Source organism: Sphingomonas sp. SUN019, from assembly GCF_024758705.1.
In the GTDB taxonomy this organism is placed as follows: domain Bacteria; phylum Pseudomonadota; class Alphaproteobacteria; order Sphingomonadales; family Sphingomonadaceae; genus Sphingomonas.
Genome location: NZ_CP096971.1, coordinates 3,608,698 through 3,630,255, shown reverse-complemented (window position 1 = coordinate 3,630,255; position 21,558 = coordinate 3,608,698). Strand labels below are relative to the sequence as shown.

The following is a 21,558-nucleotide window of genomic DNA, read 5'->3' as shown; positions in this document are numbered from 1 at the left end:
GATCGTCCCTGCGCGCCATAACCGTCATTCCCGCGAAAGCGGGAACCCAGGGCCAAACATCGCCAAGCCTACCGCCGGTTCGCCGGAGGATAGTGTCGGCGATGGGTTCCCGCTTTCGCGGGAATGACGGAGGAGTTGCGCGAGATGAACAGCATCCGTCGCTTCCGGCACCACCAGCCAGCGTTCCGGGCCGCGGGTGTCGACCACCGTCACCGCGCGTTTCGGGCAGAGGCCGAGGCATTTCGTTTCCACCACGCCGATCGCGGCCTTGCGCTTGCGGCCGAAGCCGTCCTGTTTCGACAGCGCCTTGGCGAGCGGGGTGCGGCCCTTCGGACCGAAGCCGCCGTCCAGCTTTTTCGAACATTTGCCGCAGACCAGAACGCAGCCGTGCCAATGCGACTTGGCAAGTTTCAGGGCTTCCACGTCCGCGCTTCCTCGGCCGCGCGGAGCACTTCGTACGCCGCCTGGATCGCCTGGAAACGCGTCGCGGCGTCGGCGTCGCCGGGGCGGACGTCGGGGTGGTTGGACTTGGCCAGCATCCGCCACGCCGCACGGATCGCATCGAACTCGACGTCGGGTTCCAGCCCCAGCACATCGAGCGCGCGCATCTCGTCGCGTGACCGGCTGCCGTCGCCCGGCCCAGCCCATTTGTGGTGGCGCGATTCCTCATAGCCGGAGGTGTCGCGGGTTTCCTCCGCCTCGCGCGCGGCGGCTTCCTCGGCGGTCAGCCCTTCGAAATAATTCCAGCCGCGGTTGTATTCGCCGGCGTGCTGTTGGCAAAAATACCAGCGTTCGGGGCTGTTGGGGGATTTCGGGGCGGGACAATCGCCGGGTTCGGTGCAGCCGTGACGGTCGCAGATCCGCACCGCCGTCGCCGCCGTGCCCGAGCCATAGCTGCGCCAGCGGGGAAAACCCCAGTCGTTACGGGAGGAAGAGCGGGCCATTGTGGGTGCAGGTAGAGGTTAGGGCGCAATGATGAAAGACCGGACACGCGAGTAAATCGCGTGTCGTCGGTCGTCGCTGGCGCGACGCCGGCCGGCTTCGCGCGCGCGTTCCGCGCCGCCGCCTCGTTTCCGAGGCGGCTCGCGCGAAGCACCAGAGGGCCTGTAAGCCGGGTTCTGTCCTCCCCTTGCGGAGATGTGCGACCATTCCTCTAGGCGCGCCGTTGCCGGCGCGCTCAAGCAATCAACCCGGGCGACGGGCCGGAACGAAGCCCATTTGCCGCCCCTATTCGATCTTGCTCCCGGTGGGGTTTGCCGTGCCGTCGCCGTTACCGGAAACGCGGTGCGCTCTTACCGCACCCTTTCACTCTGACTGGACCTAAGCCTTAGCCGTCTGCTCTCTGTGGCACTTTCCCTAAGGTCACCCTCGCCGGGCGTTACCCGGCACCGTCGTTCCGTGGAGCCCGGACTTTCCTCGCGTGCAAGCACCCGCGGTCGCCCAGCCCTCTGGTAGGACGGCTCCTACTCGTCCCCGGTCGGTTTGGGAAGCAGCAGCGCGAGGAGGATGCAGCGACATTCGGCGTCGATCTCGCCGTCGACCAGTTCGGAACGGAAGCGGCGCTGGAAGGCCATGATCGCGGCCATCCGGTCGGTCACGTCGTACCCGAACCTTTCTAGCGCGAGGCAGAAGCCCGCCTCGGTCCAGAACGGGTCCATCAGGTTTTTCGTCGGGCGCGGGAGGGCGAGACGGAGGCGGGCGAGGCGGTGCCACGGGAACAGTTCGCCGGGATCGCGCTTGCGTGCGGGGGCGACGTCGGAATGGCCGACGACGTTGCCGCGCGTGATCTCGTGCCGGTCCTTGATCTCGGCGACGAGGCGCACGACCGCATCGACCTGTTCCTCGGGGAACGGGCGATAGCCGAATTCGTGGCCGGGATTGACGATCTCGATCCCGACGCTGGCGCTGTTCACGTCGTCGATCTCGCGCCAGTGCGATGCGCCCGCGTGCCAGGCGCGTTTTTCCTCTTCGACCAGTTTCATGATCGTGCCGTCCTCTGCGACGACATAGTGCGACGAGACCTTGGATGCGGGATCGCGCAGGCGTTCGATCGCCGAGGGACCGTCCTTCATGCCGGTGTAATGGAGCACGATCATGCTGATCGGCAGCGCGCGGTCGTCGAAATTGGGCGATGGCGCGTCGATCGGTTTCATTTGGCCTCCCCGGCGCGCGCGGTGCGGACGGTGACGATCGCGACACCCAGCATCGCGATCGCCCCGCCCGCCAACATGGCCAATCCCAACGGACTGTCAAACCAATAGGCGGCGGCGAAGACCGAGATGACCGGCGCGGCGAGCGTCAGCGGAGTGACGGTGGAGACGGGATGACGCTGTAGCAGCCACACCATCGCCCCCTGCCCCAGCACGCTCGATCCGATCGCGGAGAACGCGACCCAGCCGAGCGACTGCAGGCGTATGTCGCCGACGCCAAGCATCGCATCGCGCTCGAACGTCCACGCCATCGCGCCCATCACGATCGACCCCATCAGCCCGACCCAGGCGTAGATGGTCAGGATCGGCACCCCGATCAGCTTGCGCTGGAGCAAGGAGCACACCGCCCAGATGAAGCTGGCGATCGCGGTCAGCGCGAGGCCCGGCCCCTCCTTCGCCGCGGCGGGATCGAACACCAGCAGCCCGACGCCCGCGAACGCCAGCATGATGCCGGTGATCCGTGCGGCGTGGATCTTCTCCCGAAAGACGAGGATCGCGAGCAACATCGAGAAGGGCACGCCCAATTGCCCGGCGATGGCCAGCGCGCCGACATTGTCCGCCACCGCCAGGCTGAGGTTGACCGCGACGTAGAATACGCCGCCCGACAATATGCCGAGCGCGACCAATGTCTTCATCCGGCCAGGCACGATGCGCAGCGCCCCGCCGCAGACTAACAGGACCATCGCCTGTCGCAGGAACCCGGCGGTCAGCGGCGCGATCTCTGTCACCGCCATCTTCACCGCGATGATGTTGAGGCCCCACAGCACGTTCATCGCCAGCACGACCAACAGGTCGCGCGGGCCGAAGCTGGTGGGACGCGGGGCGGTCATGCCCCACGCGTTGCGGCGATCAGGACGCGTTGTAAACCGCGCGCGGCTCCGCTGGCGGGGTTACCGCTTCATAGAAGCCGCGGAAACGGCGGCTGGGGACGAAGCGTTCGGTCTGCCCGATCACCGTTTCCCCGGCACCCAGCACGAGCAGCCCGCCCGGGCGCATCGCGGTGGCGATCCTGTCGAGCACCTGAGTCCGGAGCGCGGGGGTGAGATAGAACAGCACGTTGCGGCAGAATATCGCATCGAACGGCCCCGGCGGCGGACGGTCCGCGACCAGATTGTGACGGCGGAATGACACCATCTTCAGCAAATCCGGCGCTGCGACCCAATCCGCGCCATCGGGTTCGAACCATTGCATCATGCGCCGGATCGGCAGTCCGCGCTGGATTTCGAATTGATTGAAGCGACCGGCGCGCGCGCGCGCGATCGTCGCAGCGGACACGTCGCTGGCGATGATCTCGGGCCTGGCGCCATCGCCCTCCGCGAACGCCATCGCGAGCGACAGCGGCTCCTGCCCCGCCGCGCATCCCGCAGACCAGATCCGCGGTACGCCGGTGGCGATTTCCCGCACCGCCGCGGCGGTCGATTCGATCACGCCCGCGTCGCGGAAAAACGAGCTTTCCTGATTCAGCATCGCGTCGACGATGCGGTCGCCGACCGCCGTATCGCGTCCATCGAGCAATTGCCCGACGAGCTGTTCGATCGTGTCGAGCCCGCGTTCGACGAGCAAGGGCTTAAGACTGGTGTCGATCCGCCACGATCGATTGGCCGCGATCTGCTGCCCGGTCCTCGCCTCCAGCAAGGCGGCCAGCACGTTGACCGCGCCGGTGGTGGCGGGTGGCAGACCGGTCATGCGCCGCGCCGTCCGCCGGCGATCAGCGCGCCGATCTCGGCCGGGGTCAGCACTGCGTCGGCCAGCCCCGCGTCCACGACTGCGCCGGGCATTCCCCACACCACCGACGACGCCGGATCCTGCACCACGACCATTCCCCCCGCATCGCGCACCCGCCGCGCGCCCTCCAGACCATCCCGGCCCATCCCGCTCAGCACGATCGCGAGCAGGCGCGGGCCGAAGACGTTGGCGAGCGTGGCGAACATCGGATCGACCGACGGGACGTTGCCGTTTACCACCGGATCGCGCGATAGCCGTGTCGCCGCGCCACCGTCCGTCAGCGCGACGGCGGTCAGATGCGCGTCTCCGGGCGCGATGACCACGCGGCCGGGACGCAAGCGCACGCTATCCGCGGCGACGTCGCACGGACGCCCGGCCAGCAACGCGACCTGGGCCGCGAAATACGGGGTGAACGACGCCGGAAGATGCTGCGTCACGACGATCGGTTGCTGGAAATCGCGCGGCACCGCGGCGAACAACTGCCCGAGCGCGTGGATGCCGCCGGTCGATGCGCCGATCGCGACGAGGTCGAAGGCGTTCGGCTGCGGCGTGGACACGACGATCCGCGCCTGTCCTGCGGCCGTCCGCTCGGTCAGCCGCGTGATTCTTTCGACGAGGGTATCGGCAAAGCGCCCCGACAAGCCGCCCGCGCCGGGCTTTACGAGCGTATCCGCCGCCCCCAGCGCCAGCGCGCGAAGCGTGGCCGCTGCGCCATCGCCGCAGTTCGACGATACGATCAGCACCTTCGCCCCGCCACTGGCGCTGAGCAGTTCGGGCAGCGCGCTGAGCCCGTCGACGCCGGGCATTTCCAGGTCGAGCAGGATGACGTCGACGGTTTCGTTCGCCAGCAAGGCGAGCGCACGGTGAACGTCGGGCACCGCCCCCGCCAGCGTAAAGCCGCCCGTCTCCACCATGCGCGTCATCACGGTTCGCGCGACCACCGAATCGTCAACGATCAACACCCGTGGGCGCGACCGGGCGAGCGGACTCGCAGAGGATGTGACAGATGGCACGATCAGGCGTTCAGGCGACGCCGACGATCTGCAGCTTGCTTTCCAGCGTATCGCGGTCGAACGGCTTCATGACGTATTCGTCGGCGCCCGCCTCGATCGCGGCGCGGATGTGCGCCATGCCGTTTTCGGTCGTGCAGAACACCACCTTCGGCCGTGACGGCAGATCGGTGTCGCGCATCGCGCGCAGGAATTCCATCCCGCTCATCACCGGCATGTTCCAGTCGAGCAGGATCACGTCGGGCGTGCTGGCGATGCAGGCGTCGAGCGCCTCGCGACCATCGCACGCCTCGGACACGCTGAAATCCAGCCCCTCCAGAATGTGACGCGCGACCTTTCGGATCACTTTCGAATCATCGACCACCAAACAGGATTTCATGATGCTACCTTGAGCTTTGCGACCGGCATCGGTGATGCCAGAACAGGTGTGACGACCGGGTTAACCGGCGGGTTTCGACACCGCGTCGACCAGCCGGTGCAGGTCGATCGCCAGCATCGGTTCGCCTGCGCGATCCGCGCTGCCGGTGGCGACATCGGCCCAGCACGCGCCTAGCGCGACGCCGCTGGCCAGCGGCTGCACCGCGAATGGCGCGACGTCCTCCAGCGCGTCGACCAGCACCGCATAACAATGACCATCGACCTGCGTCACCGCCGCGCGCCGTGGCTGACCCTGCGGCGGCGGCAAGTCGAGCAGTTTCCAGGTGTCGATCACAGTCACCACGCGGCTGCGCAGCGCGGCGAGCCCGCGGATGGCGGGCGCGCTGCCCGGCGCCGGCACGATATCGCCGACGTCGATCACGGAATCGACCTGCGACGCGTCGAGCAGCAACCCGCGGCTGGCGATGTGCGCGACGAGGTGAAGACGTTCGGTCACGATACGATTTCCTTCGCCAGCGCAGCCATAACACCGGTGCGGTCGGCGCGGTGCAGGCCGCGGGTGCGGTCGCGGCTGAGCCGGACGACGCGCGGCGCGGGCGGATCGGAATCGTCCTCCATCGCCAGCGCGACCGCGGGCGTTTCGCCAGCGGCGAGACGGCGCGCGACGCGGTAGCCCGCGGCCTCGATCGCGGGCTTCAGAAATGCTTCCATCCAGTCCGAATCGGCACCGTGCAGCAGGCAGATCGGCGCGACGCGGCCTTCGGTGCGGAGCGTCGCATCGAGCAGCCACAACGGATCGACCAGTTCGACCGGTTCGCCCGCGATCAGCACGACTCCGGCGATCGCGCCGACCGCAGCGGCAGGAGCGATTTCCGACGGGAGCGTCACGATTTCCAGCGCCTCGGCGATCGGGTGCGCCACCGCGCCGCGATCGTCATGCAGACGCAGCATCGTCATGTTCCCGTGCCGGGGCGGCGCGGCGCTCAGCGGCACCATTCCGTCGGGCGTGGTCATCCACCACCGGCCCGCCGCGAAGCGCACCGCATCCGCGGTCGCGCCCTCGATCCGGTCCACCGCGGCCAGCGGGATCGCGCGGCGCGCGCCGTCGACGTCGTCGAACAACAAGGCGCGAACGCCCTCCTCGACCGGCGCTTCAGGGGCCGCCTCCTCGACGAATTCCGCGCGGGTGAAGGTCAGGCCCGCCACGGTCGCGATCCCCGCGCAGTCGAGCAGCAGCAACGGCCGCCCGTTGTCGGGCAGGGTCTGGCCCGAATAAATCCCTGCGCTCATCACCGCGGGCGCGGCGGGCTTCACCACCAGTTCCTCGGTATCGAGCACCGCGTCGACCGCCAGCGCATAGGCTCCGCCCGGCACCTGCAGGATGACCAGCATTTCGGGCGGGACCGCACACCCGCCAAGCACGGCCTCCAGCGCGACCAGCGGCAGCCGCCGATCGCGCACGGTCACGATGTCGGCGTCGCCGATCCGGTCGATCCGGACGACCGACGAATGGCCCGAGACGATCTCGTCCACCGCCTGGCGCGGCACGGCGAAGCGGACACCGTTCGATTCGATGACGATCGCGGACAGGATGGCGAGCGTCAGCGGCACCTCGATCGTGACCGCCAGCCCGTGCCCCGGCTGATTGGCCAGCGTGATCGCGCCGCCGATCTGTTCGACGTTGGTGCGCACCACGTCCATGCCCACGCCGCGCCCGGACAGGCTGCTGACGTCGTCGCGGCTCGACAGGCCGGGTTCGAAGATCAGGTCGAGCCGCCCGCGTTCGGACAAGCGGTGCAGCGCCATTTCGCGCGACGGGTCCGCGGCGGCGAGCTTCGCAACCAGCCGCTCGGTATCGACCCCGCGGCCGTCGTCGGCGATCTCGACCAGGATGCGATTGCCCGACTGGCGCGCGCAGACGTGCAGCCGACCCACCTCGCGCTTGCCCGCCGCGCGGCGTTCGGCGGGGGTTTCGATGCCGTGGTCGAGCGAGTTGCGCACCATGTGGACGAGCGGATCGCGCAGCATCTCGATCATCTCGCGATCGAGCTCTACGTCCGCGCCGTCGATCGTCAACGCGACCTGCTTGCCGAGCGATGCGGCGGTGTCGCGCACCACGCGGGGCAGCGCCGAAAACAATGCGTCGATCGTCTGCATCCGCGTCCGCGTCACTGTTTCGCGCAATTCGGCGACGGTCAGCGACAGCCGGTCGAGCGTCGATTCGATTCCCGTGTCGCCGCTGTCGCGCACGCGGCGGGCGAGTTCGTTGCGCGCCAGCACCATTTCCGACACGCCGCTCATCATCCGGTCGAGCAGATCGACCGACAGGCGTATGCTGCGGGTCGGCAGGCGTGGCGCGGCCGGGGTGGCGACGCTCGCGGCGGGCGCGTTCTGCGGTTCGGCGGATTCGTCGAGCGCGGCGATCAGCAGGTCTTCGCTGGTGTCGGGCAGCGAGGCGCCGGCGTCGATCGCCTCGACGATCTCGCCGATCCGGTCGACGATTGCGAGGACCGCGTTGACGAGGACGGGGTCGGGCGTCCGATCACCGCTGCGTACCGCGGACAGCACGTCTTCCGCTGCGTGGCTCAGACGTGCGAGGCGGGGCAGATCAAGGAAACCGCAACTGCCCTTTACCGTATGGACGAAGCGGAAGATCGCATCCAGCCGCGCGCGATCGGCGGGGTCCGCCTCCCATGCGACGATTTCCCCCGCGAGCGCGCCGAGCGTCTCGCGGGTTTCGGCGATGAATTCCTGCAGCAGATCGTCCATGTGCCCCCGGTGGCGTTGCTGCCGACGGGGATGGACCAGGGGTGGTTAAGGTGGTGTTTACTTGGCCTTCATCGATGCGCCGAATAGCAGCACGCCGTCGCCCGGCTCGCTGACGAGGACCGAACCGCCAGCGTCATGCGCGATGGAGTGAACCAGGAACGCCGCCGCGGCGCGCGGGGTGACCGTGGAATCGTCGACTTGCCCCCCGACCAGCATCGCGCGCAGTTCGGGATCGAGCACGATCCGCGGCCCTTCCGCCTTCAGCACGATCTCGACCAGCCCGTCGTTATTCTCGCCGCCGATGTCGAGCGTGCCGCCGCGGACCAGCGCATCGCCCGCGATCATCGCCAGGTTCAGCAGCACCTTGATCGCGGGTTTGGGAAGCTGCGGTTCCTCGACCAGCCAGTTGAGCGTCAGGCGCTTGTTGTCGCCGAGCAGTCCGGTGATCGCGGCCTGCGCCTCACGCGAATCGACCGCATCGCCGAACCCGCCCGCCGCGCCGAACGCCAAGCGGAAAAACTTCAGCTTGTTCGCCGAGGTGCGCGCGCTTTCCGCCAGCAATTCCATGCAACGTTCGCGCATCGCGGGATCGGTTTCGTCCGCCAGCAGCTCGAGCCCGTTGTTGAGCGCGCCGATCGGCGACAGAAGGTCGTGGCACAACCGCGAACAGAGCAGGCTGGCGAAATCGACCGGACTGATGGTCACTGAAAATTCCCGATTAAATGAAGCCGCGTCTTCTGGCGGACGCATGAGTCGCGCGCAAGGTCAGGCGCGGATCAATTCGACCGGATCGAAGCGGCCATGCACCGCCCCGTCGCGCCCGGCGCGCCACGCCGCCAGCGTGCGGCCATCGGTGATGATCCAGATCGCGCCGTCGGGCGCGGCGTCGGCGGCGTCGCGGGCGGATGGCGTCGTGACGCCAGAGGGATGCGAATGGTAATGGCCGATCACCGACGGCCCTCCCGCGCGAGCGGCGCGGTGCGCGGCGATCAGCGTGGCGGGGTCGATCTCGAAGAAGCGCGCGGGATCGGCGGCGACGTTCTTGCAGGGGACGAGTGTTTCAATATTCCCCTCCCTACCGATCAGCAGCCCGCAGATTTCCTCGCTCGATCCTCGCGCAAACGCGGCGATCGCGTCGTGGTCGGCGATTGAAATTTCGAGCCTGATCCCCATATCCGACGTCAGATGGACCTGGGGGTTAAGGTAATTCAAGCGACGATCACGGGCACGGCCGATGGCTGGCGGCTCGATCGTGCGCTTGCCGACGCGGTGCCGACGCTGTCGCGCGAACGGCTGAAGGTGCTGATCGCCGCAGGTCAGGTCACGCGCGATGGTATCGCCACCCGCGATGCCGCGAAGAAGGCGGCGGCGGGCGACCTTTTCAGCGTCACCGTGCCGCTTCCCACCCTGCCGCATAACGAGGCGCAGGATATCCCGCTGGCGGTGGCGTTCGAGGACGAGCATCTGATCGTGATCGACAAGCCCGCCGGGCTGGTCGTCCATCCCGCCGCGGGCAACCTCGACGGGACGCTGGTCAATGCGCTGCTGCATCATTGCGGCGGGTCGCTATCGGGTATCGGCGGCGTCGCACGGCCGGGGATCGTCCACCGCATCGACAAGGACACCAGCGGACTGATGGTCGCGGCGAAGACCGATCGTGCGCACGAGGGACTGGCCAAGCAGTTTGCGGCGCATTCGATCGACCGGCGTTACAAGGCGATCGTCAACGGGCGACCGATGCCGCCAGCGGGCAAGGTCGACGCCCCCCTCGCGCGCTCCCCTAGTAACCGAAAGAAGGTCGCGATCGTATCCACCGGCAAGCGCGCGGTGACGCATTTCACGACACTAGCGCCGCTGAAGGAGGCGACGATGGTCGAATGCCGGCTGGAGACTGGGCGCACGCATCAGGTTCGCGTGCACATGGCCTCGATCGGCCACGCCTTGCTCGGCGACCCGGTGTACGGTAGAACAAAGCAAGCTCACCGGGCGATTCTCGAAACGCTTGGTTTCCGTCGCCAGGCCTTGCACGCCGCCCGGTTGGGGTTCATCCATCCGGTGACAAGCACCGCTTTGGCGTTCGAAAGCGAGATGCCTGCAGACATGCAGGAACTGTTCAGTCAGCTTAACGTATAGCTTCAAGCCGTTCTTCGCTGCAGTGCGATACCGCATTGCGACAGGACGTGCCTCCAAAAGGGAGACGATGATCATGGCAGCCCGCAGCAACGTCCCCGCGACGATCCCTGCCCTCGGCGGGGAGCAGAGCCTCAACCGCTATCTGTCCGAGATCAAGAAATTTCCGATCCTGGCGCCCGAGCAGGAGTTCATGCTCGCCAAGCGTTTTCAGGAGCACGGCGACACCGATGCGGCGGCGCAGCTCGTCACGTCGCACCTGCGGCTCGTGGCGAAGATCGCGATGGGCTATCGCGGCTACGGCCTGCCCGTGTCCGAGCTGATCTCGGAGGGCAATATCGGGCTGATGCAGGGCGTGAAGAAATTTGAGCCCGATCGCGGCTTCCGCCTCGCCACTTATGCGATGTGGTGGATCAGGGCGTCGATCCAGGAGTTCATCCTGCGTAGCTGGTCGCTGGTGAAGATGGGCACCACTGCGGCGCAGAAGAAGCTTTTCTTCAACCTGCGCCGGATGAAGGCGCGGCTGGACGCGTTTGAGGACGGCGACCTGCGGCCCGAACACGTCGCGAAGATCGCGCATGATCTGGGCGTGACCGAAACCGAAGTGACCAGCATGAACCGCCGCATGGCGATGGGCGGCGATACGTCACTGAACGTCCCGATGCGCGAGGATGGCGAGGGCCAGTGGCAGGATTGGCTGCAGGACGATGCGCCATTGCAGGACAAGGTCGTCGCCGACGCGCAGGAGGCCGACGTGCGCCATGAAATGCTGACCTCGGCGATGGATGACCTGAACGACCGGGAAAAGCACATCCTGACCGAACGCCGTCTGACGGACGATCCCAAGACACTGGAGGAATTGTCGCAAGTGTACGGCGTGTCACGCGAACGGGTGCGCCAGATCGAGGTCCGCGCGTTCGAGAAGCTGCAAAAGGCGATGATGAAGATCGCGGGCGAGAAGCGACTGCTGACGGCGTAGGCATTTCAACCACCCCGACGAAAGCCGGGGTGGTGTGGAGTGTGCGGCCAGTGTAGCGAACCCACAAAGGGGGCGCTCATGTGGCTGGATATCAAGCGAATCTATTCCGACAGCGGCGCGTTTGCGCGGGCGTTGCCGTTCCTGTTCCTGATCCCGGTCCTGATCGAATTCGCGCAGCACGTCGTCGAGATCAACATCGGGATGTACGACAGCCGCGCGGCCGCGCGCGGGGTGTCGGCAGATGATTCGCGGCTGGCGCTCGGCTACGCCAAGGTGCTGGCGCTGACTCTGCCCGGCTATTGGTTCGTCCGTTTCATGGCGTGGGACCGCAGTGCCGCTAAGGCACGCGCAGTCGAACGACCCGCGGCGATGCTATTTGTGGTGCAGTTCGCGATCCTGGCCGCGGTTCAGTTGTTCGGCCTGTTCGGCCCGCCGGTCGGCGTGCTGCTGGGGCTTGAGGGCACCGTCGCCACAATCGCGGCGGCGGTGGCGGTGGTGATCCAGACGATTATCGGCGTCTATCTGACCGCATGGTTCGTCGCATGGCCGCTCGGCAATGCGGCGATCGGGCCGGTGCGATCGTTCGGAGTGATGTCGGGCAGTTTCTGGCGCGCGATCGGCTATATCATCGCCGGCGCGCTGCCGCTGATGGCGCTGCATTACGCGCTCGGCCTCGGCGCGATCGGCCTGCCGCGCGCGGTCGTATGGGTGATGATGGCGGTCGATGCGATCGTCGTCGGCTTTCTCGCGCTGACGATGATGGGGGCGAATTACACGGCGGCGCGGCGCGCGGCCGAGCGAAAAGGCGTGTCGCTGCTGCCCTGACCGCTTGCCGTCGACGGTGGCCACGATACAGACTTTAGCGATGCTTGCCCGCAGCCTCCGCTTCGTCCTGAAACTCGTCCTATGGTTCGTGCTGGCGTCGCTGCTGCTGGTGCTCGCCTATCGCTTCGTGCCGCCGCCGATCACATTCACGATGCTGGGCGATCTGCTCGGCGGCCATTCGGTGACGAAGGACTGGACGCCGCTGGACGACATCGATCCCGACATGGCGCGCGCCGCGATTGCGGGCGAGGATTCGCGGTTCTGCGAGCATCACGGGTTCGACTATCGCGCGATCGCGGGGGCGGCGCTGCGCAATGCCAAGGGCGGGCGCATTCGCGGCGGATCGACGATCAGTCAGCAGACCGCGAAGAACGTCTTCCTGTTCCAGGGCGGCGGTTACGTCCGCAAAGCGTTCGAGGCGTGGTTCACGGTCCTGATCGAGGGGCTGTGGGGTAAGCGCCGGATCATGGAGGTCTACCTGAACGTCGCGGAGATGGGGATCGGCACCTATGGCGCGGAGGCCGGGGCAATCCGGTATTTCAACCATTCGGCGAAGACGTTGTCCCCCAGCGAGGCCGGGCGAATTGCCGCGGTGCTGCCGCTGCCGAAGAAGCGCGAGGCGGTTGCGCCGCGGGGGTTTGTACGGCGGCACGGAAATGCCATCGCCAGCCGGATCGGCGTGGTGCGGCGCGAGGGACTGGATGCGTGTTTGAAGTAGCCGCCAAATTACCGTCGTCCCCGCGAAAGCGGGGATCCATGGCGTGACGCCGCCAGCAATACCGCGCCGGTAATGGACGACAATGCTGGCAATGGATCCCCGCTTTCGCGGGGACGACGGACAACCTCTATTCCACGCTCTTCTCGATCGCCGCGCCGGCCTTGTCCGCGGTGTCGCCGACGCTTTTCGCCGCCGAGGTTACCGCGTTGGTCTTGGCATTGTCGTTCTGCGACTGGTTGAACAGGAAGAACGCGGCGACCGCGACGAGCAGCAGTACCGCCAGCCCGATCAGCAAGCCGCCGCCACCGCCGCGCCGTTCGATCACAGTCGTGTGGGTGCTGGTGGCGACGGGTTCACCTGGGGCACGGGTTTTGACGATACGTTCTTCGACCATGATTTACGCTCCTGTTGTACTGGAGCGATCGAACGTACGCCTGACGGAGATTGTTCCCGTAGCGAAACGGTTAACGCGGTTTGAAGTGACCGGGACGCGGCGCGGCAAAGGCGCGCCGTCGGACGGCGCTCCCGCGCCGCCGGCCGCGCTTGGGCGTCTCGCCGCGACGCGGTCGCGGCGTGCGCCCTTGCGCGTTAAAACGGCAACTTGAATCCGGGCGGCAGCGGCATCCCGGCGGTCATCTTCGACATTTCGGACGAGGACACCGCGTCGGCCTTCGTCCGCGCGTCGTTGAAAGCGGCGGCGACCAGATCCTCCAGCATCTGCTTTTCAGACGGCTGGAGCATCGATTCGTCGATCGTCACGCCGATCACGCGGCCCTTGGCCGACGCCTTCACCTTGACGAGGCCGCCGCCGGCCGCACCCTCGACCTCGATCGTGTCGAGGTTTTCCTGCGCCTTCGCGAGTTCGTTCTGGACGTTCTGCGCCATCGCCAGAATGTCGTTCAAATCCTTCATAAAACGTTCCTTTTCGGGGTCCAGTCAATCAGTTCGGAAGCCGGAAACGTCTCGAACGCTGCCTTCACCATTGGCGTGTCGAGCACCGCCTGCCGCTCGGCCGCGGCGGCGGCATCCTCGATTTCCTTCAGCGTCGCCTCGCCGGGCGCGTCGCGCATCGCTATCTTCCACGGCATTCCGGTCACGCTCTTCAACGCCGCCGTCAGGTCGCCCAGCGTATCGGTGGCGATCGGGCGCGTGCCGCTAAACGCGATCGCGCCCGGGGTATAGTCGACGATCCGCGCGCCGTGCTTGAGCCGGGCGGCGAGCGCGTGGTGGCCCTTGTCCTCCAGCAACGCGACAAGCCCGGCGAAATCGGCGGGCGCGCCGGTGCGTGCAGGTTCGGGTATGGGCGCAGGCGCGGCGGCGGGCGCGGCGATCACTGGCGTCGCACCGCTGGCGATCTGTCGCGCCAGATCGCCCGGATCGGGCAGGCTGGAGGCGTGGATCGCGCGCAGCAGCGCCATTTCCGCCGCCTCGATCGGCAATGCGGCGCGTGCGACCTCCTCATGCCCCTTCAGGAACAATTGCCATAGCCGGTGGAGCGCCGGAAACGACAGCCGGTCGGCCCAGTCGCGATAGGCGGCGCGCTCCTCGGCCGGTTGCGCCACGTCGTCCGCCGCACCGACCTTCAGCAAGGTCACGCCGTGGACGCCCTCCAGCAAGGCGCGCAGCACGCCAGCCGGATCGACGCCGTGGTCGTATTGCCGCCGCAGACCCGCCAGCGCGCCGGGGGCGTCAGCGGCCAGAACGCTCGCCATCAGATCGCGGATTGCACCGCGATCGGACAGGCCCAACATCTCGCGTACCGCGCCCGCCGTGACGCCGCCGCCCTCCAGATCGGCGTGGGCGATGCCCTGATCGAGGATCGACAGCCCGTCGCGCGCCGACCCCTCCGCCGCGCGCGCGATCAGCGCCAGCGCCTCGGGTTCGGCGACCACGCCTTCAGCCGTACACACCGCAGCGAAATGCGCCGCGAGCTTTTCGGCTGGGATACGCCGCAGATCGAACCGCTGGCAGCGCGACAGGACGGTAACGGGCACCTTGTTCACCTCGGTCGTGGCGAACAGGAATTTCACATGGCCGGGAGGTTCCTCCAGCGTCTTCAGCAGGCCGTTGAACGCGGCCTTCGACAGCATGTGGACTTCGTCGATGATGTAGATCTTGTAGCGCGCGCTGACCGCGGCATAGCGCGACGCCTCGATGATCTCACGGATGTCGTCGATGCCGGTGTGGCTCGCCGCGTCCATCTCGATCACGTCGATATGCCGCCCCTCGGCGATCGCGCGGCATGGTTCGCACACACCGCACGGATCGATCGTCGGACCGCCGTTTCCGTCGGGGCCGATGCAGTTGAGCGCCTTTGCGATCAGCCGCGCGGTCGAGGTTTTGCCTACGCCGCGTACGCCGGTGAGCAGGAACGCGTGCGCCAGCCGGTCGCGCTTGATCGCATTGCCGAGCGTCTGGACCATCGCGTCCTGGCCGATCAACTGGCCAAAGGTCTGCGGACGGTATTTGCGCGCGAGGACGCGGTAGGCGTCGCCTTTCGCCGCGGGTTGCGGGGGCTCGCCGAGGTCGAGGGAGTCGCTCATTCAGGAACCGCGAATGTTGAGAATGTTGAGACGGTAGCGCACGGGTTCAACATAGGCGGTCGTGGGCGGGAAGTCAGGGGGAGATTGCGGGGTGCGGGGCATGGCGGGCGTCATGGCAGGGTGCGGGCGTGTAGGACAGGGGTGTGCTAACGGCCGCTCGGCTCATGCAAGGTCATCACATTGTGGCGAACGACAAGCCACGTCATTGTCGATAGCAAGATAAAATATGCGACTCTGAGTATCTCGAAGGAAATCAGCCCATTGACCGACTCACTTGCGAACAAGACCGGGGCGGTGAAGGCTGCAACTACCCACCAGCCAAAGTCGCCATCGTACTGCCAGCCAAGCGTGCTGCTCAAAAGCAATGCTGCCGGGACGGACCACAGATAGACAGAAAGCCAAGTCAGCACGATCCATCGACGCGACGATTGTCCGATCATAGATGACATAGAGCAGGCCAGCCGACCGCCCGCAACTTGTTCCGCCGCCTTCGCTACGAATCCACGCCGCGGCGAAGCCGCGTCGTCAGTCGGCGCGTTCGCGCCGCTGGCCGCGCTGGCGCATCTCGAAGGCGGCGCGCCTTCGTGTGCGCTGCGCGTTGCGCGGTGGGAGCCGGACGACCCGTGGCGAAATCGTTGTGGCTGCTTCCTTCCGGACCTGACCAAGTTGGCGACGACCACGTCCGCCCGACTCCCGCGCGCCATATGGCGGAGCCGGGCAGTGTGTTCAAGGTGGTGGTTGCGCCCCTCCCCGAAAGAAGGAGCGGCCACGTTCATCAGCGCCAGACGCGGAAGCAGCGGCGCTGCGGTCCGTAATAGCCGTCGACCCAGCGGCACACCGTGCGGCCGCGGCCGCGCCACCGGTTGCCGCGCCAGCCCCGATTCCACCCACGGTTCCACCCGCGATCCCACCGGTCACCACGCCAGCGGCGGTCGCCGCGCCAGCCGCGATCCCCGTCACCACGCCAGCCGCGGTCCCGGCCCCAGCCACCATCCCGATCGCCGCCGCGCCAGCCGCGATCGCCATATCCATATCGTTGTGCTTCGACCGGCATCGGCGCCAGCGCGGTCGCGGCGACCAGTCCGGCGGCCGCCAAGGCAAGCATCCTCATGTTCGTTACTCCCGATTTACACGCCCGTTTACGCACGAGCATCGGTAAGCTGCGCTATCGACCCTGCATGTTACGTGAACCGTCGGGGACGCGCACCGTCAGGCCCCCGAGCGATTCGTCGAGCACGATCTGGCAGGCGAGCCGGCTGGTCCGCGTCGCGCCATAGGCGAGGTCGAGCATATCCTCCTCGTCCTCGCTCGCCGCGGGCAGACGGGCGAAATCGGCGGGGTCGACGATGACGTGGCAGGTGGCGCAGGCCATATCGCCCTCGCATGTCCCCTCCAGCGGCTGACCGTCGCGCTGCGCCACGTCGAGCAGGCGTTCACCGAGTGTGGCTTCGCGTTCGCGGACGGAGCCGTCGGGGGCGACGAAGCGGACCTTCATGCCGCGATCCTCTGCGCATCGGCGGCGGCGGTGATGCGGTCGAGCACGTCGGCCAATTCGGCCTCTGTCGTGTAGCGGCCGAAGCCGAGGCGGATCGAACTGCGCGCCTGCGCGTCGGTCAGGCCGATCGCGCGAAGAACGTGGCTCGGACGGCCCGATCCGCTGGCGCACGCCGAGCCGGCGGAAAAGGCGATGTCGCGCAGGTCGCTCATCAGTCGCGCGACGTCGAGCCCGTCGCGTCGGATGTTGAGGTTGCCGTAGTAGCGGTGGTCGGTCGATCCGTTGATCGTCCAGCCGCGCAGGCGATCGGTGGCGAGCGACCAGAGGCGTTCGAGGTGTGCGCTGTCCTCGTCATGCCGCTCCGCCATCAGGCGCGCGGCGATGCCGAAACCGGCGCACAGCGCGGGCGACAGCGTGCCGGATCGCCCGCCCTCCTGATCGCCGCCGTGGAGCAAGGGTTCGAGGCCGACGCCATCGCGGATCCACAATGCGCCGATGCCCTTCGGCCCGTGGATCTTGTGCGCGGAGATGGCGATCAGGTCGCAGGTGCCGGGAATCGCGACGCGGCCATAGCCCTGCACCGCGTCGCACAGCATCAGCGCGCCCGCGTCGTGCGCCCGCGCGGCGAGGTCGGCGATCGGCTGGATCACGCCGATCTCGTTATTGACCAGCATCGCGGCGACCAGCCCCGTGCCGTGCCTGATCGCGTCGATCGCGACCAGACCGTCGTGCCGTACGCCTTGCACCGTCAATGGGCGGCCGGTCGCCTGCACGGTATCGAGCACCGCGGCGTGTTCGGTCGCGAGCGTGACGATGCCGCCGCGGGTGCTCTTGATCGCCCAGTTCAGCGCCTCGGTCGCGCCGCTGGTGAAAACGATTCGGCCGCCCTTCGGCAGCAGTGCCGCGACCTGTTCGCGCGCGACCTCGACCGCAGCCTTCGCCGCACGCCCCGGCCGGTGCGCGGAATGCGGGTTCGCGTGCTGGTCGCGCAGCCACGGAAGCATCGCGTCGAACGCCTCGGGCGCGAGCGGGGTTGTCGCCTGATAATCGAGGTAGGTCATGCCGCCCCCCTCATGCAGCAACCGTCCGAGCGCCCCGCGCGATGCCGCGCCAGGCGGCGATGGCGCGGTCGATGTCGGCCACGGTCGTGGTGCGGCCGAAGCTGATCCGCACCACTTCGCGCGTCGCTTCCTCGCTCCAGCCCATCGCGCGCAGGACATGGCTGGGCTTCAGGCTGCCGCTGGCGCACGCGCTGCCCGCAGACACCGCAATGCCCTGCATGTCGAATCGGATCAGTTGCGCGGCGGATGCGACGCCGGGCATCCGGTAGCTGCCGATCGCGGGGTGGCGCGGCCCGCCCTCCCCCACCACGATTCCGCCCGACCGCCGGATCGCGTCGTCCAGTTTCGCGCGCAGCGGCGCGTGATCGGGTTCGGCCTCCGCCAGCGCGGCGGCATAACCCATCGCGGCGGGCAGGTTTTCGGTGCCGGGCCGATAGCCGCGTTCCTGCCCGCCGGTCGGGTGCAGCGTCGCGAGGTCACGGACCAGCAACCCCCCGATCCCCGGCGGCCCGCCGCGCTTGTGTGCGGACAGCGCGATGAAATCGGCGTGCTCGGTGAGGTCGGGGCCGGCGGGCATCTGCGCGGCGTCGACCAGCAGCAGCGCGCCTGCGGTGTGGACGGCCTCGGCGATGGCGGCGATCGGCTGACGGACGCCGGTTTCGCTGTTCGCCCATTGGATGGCGACCAGATCGCCCGAGCCGAGCACCAAGGAGACCGGGTCGATCATCCCGTCCGCCCCCACCGGCAGAACCGTCGCCTCGCCCGCCGCGCGGATCACCGCATCATGCTCGACCGCGGAGATCACCCGTCGCGCCGCCACTGAGCGGCCAAGCGCGATCGCCAGCGATTCGCTTGCGCCGCTGGTCAGCAGCGTCTCGCCGCGCCAGCCATAAGCCGCCGCGATCTCCCCCCGCGCCGCCTCCAGCGCCGCCCGCGCCGCCCGGCCCTCGGCATGGGGCGAAGACGGGTTCGCCCACATCCCCTGCCCCGCGGCGACGGCTTCCATCGCGCGCGCGGTCATCGGAGTCGTGGCGGCGTGGTCGAGGTAAAGCCGGTCGGGCAAAGGACGTTCCATATTTCGCAAGGCCTGCCTATATAATGCAGCATCCCGCGGGGAGCACCCCGCCGCCCTAATTCACGCGAGTATCCATGCCAGAAGTGATTTTCCCCGGCCCCGAGGGTCGTCTCGAAGGGCGATTCGCCCCCGCCCCCAAGCCCCGCGCGCCGGTCGCGATGATCCTTCATCCTCACCCCGCGGCAGGCGGGACGATGAACAACCGCATCGTGCAGGAACTCTACAAAACCTTCCAGCGCCGCGGTTTCGCGACCCTGCGCTTCAATTTCCGCGGCGTGGGGAAAAGCCAGGGGACGTTCGACAACGGCATCGGCGAACTCTCCGACGCGGCGAGCGCGCTCGACTGGGTGCAGAGCTTCCACCCCGAGGCGTCGACGACGTGGATCGCGGGCGTCAGCTTCGGCGCGTGGATCGGGATGCAATTGCTGATGCGCCGCCCCGAAATCCGCGGCTTCATCTCGGTCGCGCCGCCGGCGAACATGTACGACTTCACGTTCCTGGCGCCGTGCCCCTCATCGGGCATCATCATCCAGGGCGAGGCCGACGAAGTCGCCACCCCCGCCGCGACGCAGAAGCTGGTCGACAAGCTGCGCACGCAGAAGCACATCACGATCCACCACGACACCATCCCCCGCGCGAACCATTTCTTCGAGCATGAGATGGAGTTGCTGATGGGCAGCGTGGACAATTATCTGGATATGCGGCTGGCGCCGGATAGTCCTATTCGCTGAGGTTGGCCGAGCGGATTAGCGCTCGCTAATCCGCGTCGCGCGGCCAACCCCGGCCGGCGGCGCTTCAGCGCCGACCGACGGCATGGGCTTTGCCCATGGTCGTTAGCGTAGTTCCGTTTCTCATAAGGAAGCTAGGAATTACACGCTGAAAGTGGCACGTTTGGCGTCGTGGACTTCTCTGGCATCCTGATTATTCCAATGAGCGCGATTATAACTGCGCTATTCATCATTGGCACCGCGATCTTCTCCCGACGAGAACCAGGCTTTCGCTTGCCTTTCGTCACGTCTTTTTTGCTTGGCGTCGCATTCCTTCAGCCTTGGCACGTCACCTCGATGGCCCAAGCGGGAATGGTCGTGCTTATGCTTACAATGATTTGCCTCTGGGCGGCAGCAGGATGCATCATTGGCGCAATCCCGGCATTGATCGCAGTCGCCATTGCCAAGAAGATCCACGGCTTAATCCGGTTGCGAGCGTGATGGCCAAGCCGGATCAGCCTCGTTTGACGAGGTTGACGCGGTCGCAGCTAGCCATCCCTTAGATCGTCCAGATCATCACATTCCCCACCAGCACCGCCGCCATCACCAGCAGCAGCACGCCCTTCCGCCGATCGCGGTTCCTGGCGATCATCCAGCCGCCGCCGATCGCGCAGGCGAAGGCGGCGAGCATCGCGATTGCGGGGGCGGTGTTGGCGAGGGATTGGAGGGGTGGGGTCATGGGTGGGCCGTACCTCATCCTCCCCTGCAAGGGGAGGTGGCGCGTAGCGCCGGAGGGGTGTCGCGTTATCGAGAGGATGACACCCCTCCGTCAGGCCTTCGGCCTGCCACCTCCCCTTGCAGGGGAGGATTATGTTTGAGTCATCGCCCGCCCATACGCCGCCAGGTCCACATTCCCGCCCGACAGCACCACCAGCATCCCGGCTTTCACCGCGACCTTTCCCGCCAGCACCGCGGCCAGCGCCACCGCGCCGCCGGGTTCCACCACCAGCCGTAGCTTCTCCGCCGCCCAGCGTTGCGCGGCGGCGGTTTCGGCTTCGCTGACCGCTACGCCGGTCGCGTCACGCCTCGACAATACGTCGAAGGTCAGCGGTGAGACCTGCTTCGTCATCAGCGCGTCGCACGCGGTCGGCGGGGCGTCGTCGGCGACCGGCAAAATCCACGACGCCTCCAGGCTGCGCTTCATGTCGTCCCAGCCGTCGGGTTCGACGACAGTGATCGCCGCATCGGGCAGCGCCAGCGCGATGCCCGCCGACAGCCCCCCGCCGCCGCACGGCACGACCGCCCGAACAGGCGAACCCAGCCCCAGCGCGGTCATCTGCGCCGCCGCCTCCAGCCCCGCGCTCCCCTGCCCCTCGATGATCCACGCATCGTCGAAGCTCGGCACCAGTGTGCTACCGCGCGCCTCGGCCAGTCGCGCGGCGATCGTCTCGCGCGATTCGGTCGCGCGGTCGTAGGTCACGACCTCAGCCCCCAGCGCCAGCGTCGATTCGACCTTCACCCGCGGCGCGTCGGACGGCATCACGATCGTCGCGGCGATTCCCAGCCGCTTCGCCGCCCACGCCACCCCCTGCGCGTGATTGCCCGAAGAAAACGCGACGACCCCCCGCACGCGCGCTTCGCTGCCCAAAGCAGTCAGCCGGTGCCACGCCCCGCGCACCTTGAACGCCCCCACCGGCTGCAGCGACTCGGCCTTAAAGGCCACGTCCACACCATTGATCGGCAACACGAAAAGCGGCGTCGGCGGCAGGATCAGTGCGATCTTCGCCGCCGCGTCGCGGACCCCGGCCCGCGTTGGTTGTCGTAAAATCGTCACACCCCACCCCCGTTCGGCGCAAACCACTTTACATCCGTGAGTTGCAACCATAGATCGCCCATCCGCTGCCCCATGGGACTTCCAACCGCAAGGCAGCTT

At 67.4% G+C, this 21,558-nt stretch carries 26 protein-coding genes and 2 other RNA genes; 6 read left to right on the top strand and 22 right to left on the bottom strand.

Annotated features, from left to right (window positions below; translation table 11 throughout):
• Positions 1 to 24: 24 nt before the first annotated feature.
• From M0208_RS17545 to M0208_RS17490, 12 genes are all read right to left on the bottom strand, one after another.
• Positions 25 to 423, bottom strand: a complete 399-nt coding sequence (locus M0208_RS17545) for a (2Fe-2S) ferredoxin domain-containing protein (protein ID WP_408988119.1) — start codon at positions 421 to 423, stop codon at positions 25 to 27.
• Positions 411 to 944, bottom strand: coding sequence for a J domain-containing protein (locus tag M0208_RS17540; RefSeq protein WP_258892951.1), 534 nt, complete (start codon positions 942 to 944; stop codon positions 411 to 413). The genes M0208_RS17545 and M0208_RS17540 overlap by 13 nt, the downstream gene beginning before the upstream one ends.
• Before the next feature lie 147 nt (positions 945 to 1,091).
• Positions 1,092 to 1,452: RNase P RNA component class A (gene rnpB / locus M0208_RS17535), an RNA gene on the bottom strand.
• Between the two features lie 11 nt (positions 1,453 to 1,463).
• Complete coding sequence (locus M0208_RS17530; protein ID WP_258892950.1) at positions 1,464 to 2,153, bottom strand: N-acetylmuramoyl-L-alanine amidase; 690 nt, start codon at positions 2,151 to 2,153, stop codon at positions 1,464 to 1,466.
• Positions 2,150 to 3,040, bottom strand: a complete 891-nt coding sequence (locus M0208_RS17525; protein ID WP_258892949.1) for a DMT family transporter — start codon at positions 3,038 to 3,040, stop codon at positions 2,150 to 2,152. Before M0208_RS17525 ends, M0208_RS17530 begins: the two co-directional genes overlap by 4 nt.
• A gap of 19 nt (positions 3,041 to 3,059) precedes the next feature.
• A complete protein-coding gene (locus M0208_RS17520) occupies positions 3,060 to 3,896 on the bottom strand; it encodes a protein-glutamate O-methyltransferase CheR (RefSeq protein ID WP_258892948.1) in 837 nt (278 codons plus the stop codon).
• On the bottom strand, positions 3,893 to 4,897 hold the full coding sequence (locus M0208_RS17515) for a chemotaxis protein CheB (protein WP_258892947.1): 1,005 nt from the start codon (positions 4,895 to 4,897) through the stop codon (positions 3,893 to 3,895). Before M0208_RS17515 ends, M0208_RS17520 begins: the two co-directional genes overlap by 4 nt.
• A gap of 61 nt (positions 4,898 to 4,958) precedes the next feature.
• Positions 4,959 to 5,324 (bottom strand): response regulator, encoded by a 366-nt coding sequence (locus M0208_RS17510; RefSeq protein WP_258892946.1) that lies wholly within the window; start codon positions 5,322 to 5,324, stop codon positions 4,959 to 4,961.
• 60 nt (positions 5,325 to 5,384) lie between these two features.
• The gene (locus tag M0208_RS17505) at positions 5,385 to 5,819 is read right to left on the bottom strand and encodes a chemotaxis protein CheW (protein WP_258892945.1); all 435 of its coding nucleotides are present in this window, start codon (positions 5,817 to 5,819) and stop codon (positions 5,385 to 5,387) included.
• Positions 5,816 to 8,092: a chemotaxis protein CheA gene (locus M0208_RS17500; RefSeq protein ID WP_258892944.1), complete on the bottom strand. Its 2,277-nt coding sequence runs from the start codon at positions 8,090 to 8,092 to the stop codon at positions 5,816 to 5,818. Before M0208_RS17500 ends, M0208_RS17505 begins: the two co-directional genes overlap by 4 nt.
• Positions 8,093 to 8,149: 57 nt before the next feature.
• The gene (locus tag M0208_RS17495; RefSeq protein ID WP_258892943.1) at positions 8,150 to 8,797 is read right to left on the bottom strand and encodes a histidine phosphotransferase family protein; all 648 of its coding nucleotides are present in this window, start codon (positions 8,795 to 8,797) and stop codon (positions 8,150 to 8,152) included.
• A 60-nt stretch (positions 8,798 to 8,857) separates the two neighbouring features.
• The gene (locus M0208_RS17490; RefSeq protein ID WP_408988159.1) at positions 8,858 to 9,259 is read right to left on the bottom strand and encodes a Mov34/MPN/PAD-1 family protein; all 402 of its coding nucleotides are present in this window, start codon (positions 9,257 to 9,259) and stop codon (positions 8,858 to 8,860) included.
• A gap of 18 nt (positions 9,260 to 9,277) precedes the next feature.
• Between M0208_RS17490 and M0208_RS17485 the strand changes: the two genes are divergently transcribed.
• From M0208_RS17485 to mtgA, 4 genes are all read left to right on the top strand, one after another.
• Positions 9,278 to 10,225: an RluA family pseudouridine synthase gene (locus M0208_RS17485; RefSeq protein ID WP_258892941.1), complete on the top strand. Its 948-nt coding sequence runs from the start codon at positions 9,278 to 9,280 to the stop codon at positions 10,223 to 10,225.
• A gap of 73 nt (positions 10,226 to 10,298) precedes the next feature.
• On the top strand, positions 10,299 to 11,201 hold the full coding sequence (gene rpoH, locus M0208_RS17480; protein ID WP_258892940.1) for an RNA polymerase sigma factor RpoH: 903 nt from the start codon (positions 10,299 to 10,301) through the stop codon (positions 11,199 to 11,201).
• A 78-nt stretch (positions 11,202 to 11,279) separates the two neighbouring features.
• On the top strand, positions 11,280 to 12,026 hold the full coding sequence (locus M0208_RS17475; RefSeq protein ID WP_258892939.1) for a hypothetical protein: 747 nt from the start codon (positions 11,280 to 11,282) through the stop codon (positions 12,024 to 12,026).
• Positions 12,027 to 12,066: 40 nt separating this feature from the next.
• The gene (mtgA, locus tag M0208_RS17470; RefSeq protein WP_258892938.1) at positions 12,067 to 12,744 is read left to right on the top strand and encodes a monofunctional biosynthetic peptidoglycan transglycosylase; all 678 of its coding nucleotides are present in this window, start codon (positions 12,067 to 12,069) and stop codon (positions 12,742 to 12,744) included.
• Positions 12,745 to 12,871: 127 nt separating this feature from the next.
• Here the strand turns inward: mtgA and M0208_RS17465 are convergent, their stop codons facing one another.
• From M0208_RS17465 to M0208_RS17430, 8 genes are all read right to left on the bottom strand, one after another.
• Positions 12,872 to 13,138 (bottom strand): hypothetical protein, encoded by a 267-nt coding sequence (locus tag M0208_RS17465; RefSeq protein WP_258892937.1) that lies wholly within the window; start codon positions 13,136 to 13,138, stop codon positions 12,872 to 12,874.
• A 194-nt stretch (positions 13,139 to 13,332) separates the two neighbouring features.
• Positions 13,333 to 13,656 (bottom strand): YbaB/EbfC family nucleoid-associated protein, encoded by a 324-nt coding sequence (locus tag M0208_RS17460; RefSeq protein WP_258892936.1) that lies wholly within the window; start codon positions 13,654 to 13,656, stop codon positions 13,333 to 13,335.
• Positions 13,653 to 15,287 carry a DNA polymerase III subunit gamma/tau gene (locus M0208_RS17455; protein ID WP_258892935.1) on the bottom strand — a complete coding sequence of 545 codons (1,635 nt, stop codon included), beginning with the start codon at positions 15,285 to 15,287 and terminating at the stop codon, positions 13,653 to 13,655. The genes M0208_RS17460 and M0208_RS17455 overlap by 4 nt, the downstream gene beginning before the upstream one ends.
• 601 nt (positions 15,288 to 15,888) lie before the next feature.
• Positions 15,889 to 15,985: signal recognition particle sRNA small type (ffs, locus tag M0208_RS17450), an RNA gene on the bottom strand.
• A gap of 77 nt (positions 15,986 to 16,062) precedes the next feature.
• Positions 16,063 to 16,398, bottom strand: a complete 336-nt coding sequence (locus M0208_RS17445; protein ID WP_258892934.1) for a hypothetical protein — start codon at positions 16,396 to 16,398, stop codon at positions 16,063 to 16,065.
• Between the two features lie 54 nt (positions 16,399 to 16,452).
• A complete protein-coding gene (locus M0208_RS17440; protein WP_258892933.1) occupies positions 16,453 to 16,782 on the bottom strand; it encodes a 2Fe-2S iron-sulfur cluster-binding protein in 330 nt (109 codons plus the stop codon).
• On the bottom strand, positions 16,779 to 17,843 hold the full coding sequence (locus M0208_RS17435; protein WP_258892932.1) for a cysteine desulfurase family protein: 1,065 nt from the start codon (positions 17,841 to 17,843) through the stop codon (positions 16,779 to 16,781). The genes M0208_RS17440 and M0208_RS17435 overlap by 4 nt, the downstream gene beginning before the upstream one ends.
• A 10-nt stretch (positions 17,844 to 17,853) precedes the next feature.
• Entirely contained in the window at positions 17,854 to 18,918 is a 1,065-nt protein-coding gene (locus M0208_RS17430) for a cysteine desulfurase family protein (protein ID WP_258892931.1), read from the bottom strand.
• 74 nt (positions 18,919 to 18,992) lie between these two features.
• Between M0208_RS17430 and M0208_RS17425 the strand changes: the two genes are divergently transcribed.
• On the top strand, positions 18,993 to 19,649 hold the full coding sequence (locus tag M0208_RS17425; RefSeq protein ID WP_258892930.1) for an alpha/beta hydrolase: 657 nt from the start codon (positions 18,993 to 18,995) through the stop codon (positions 19,647 to 19,649).
• Between the two features lie 168 nt (positions 19,650 to 19,817).
• Positions 19,818 to 20,126 (top strand): hypothetical protein, encoded by a 309-nt coding sequence (locus tag M0208_RS17420; RefSeq protein WP_258892929.1) that lies wholly within the window; start codon positions 19,818 to 19,820, stop codon positions 20,124 to 20,126.
• 58 nt (positions 20,127 to 20,184) lie between these two features.
• Here the strand turns inward: M0208_RS17420 and M0208_RS17415 are convergent, their stop codons facing one another.
• Positions 20,185 to 20,364 carry a hypothetical protein gene (locus M0208_RS17415; protein ID WP_258892927.1) on the bottom strand — a complete coding sequence of 60 codons (180 nt, stop codon included), beginning with the start codon at positions 20,362 to 20,364 and terminating at the stop codon, positions 20,185 to 20,187.
• Between the two features lie 129 nt (positions 20,365 to 20,493).
• Positions 20,494 to 21,459 carry a threonine/serine dehydratase gene (locus tag M0208_RS17410; protein ID WP_258892925.1) on the bottom strand — a complete coding sequence of 322 codons (966 nt, stop codon included), beginning with the start codon at positions 21,457 to 21,459 and terminating at the stop codon, positions 20,494 to 20,496.
• Positions 21,460 to 21,558: the final 99 nt, after the last annotated feature.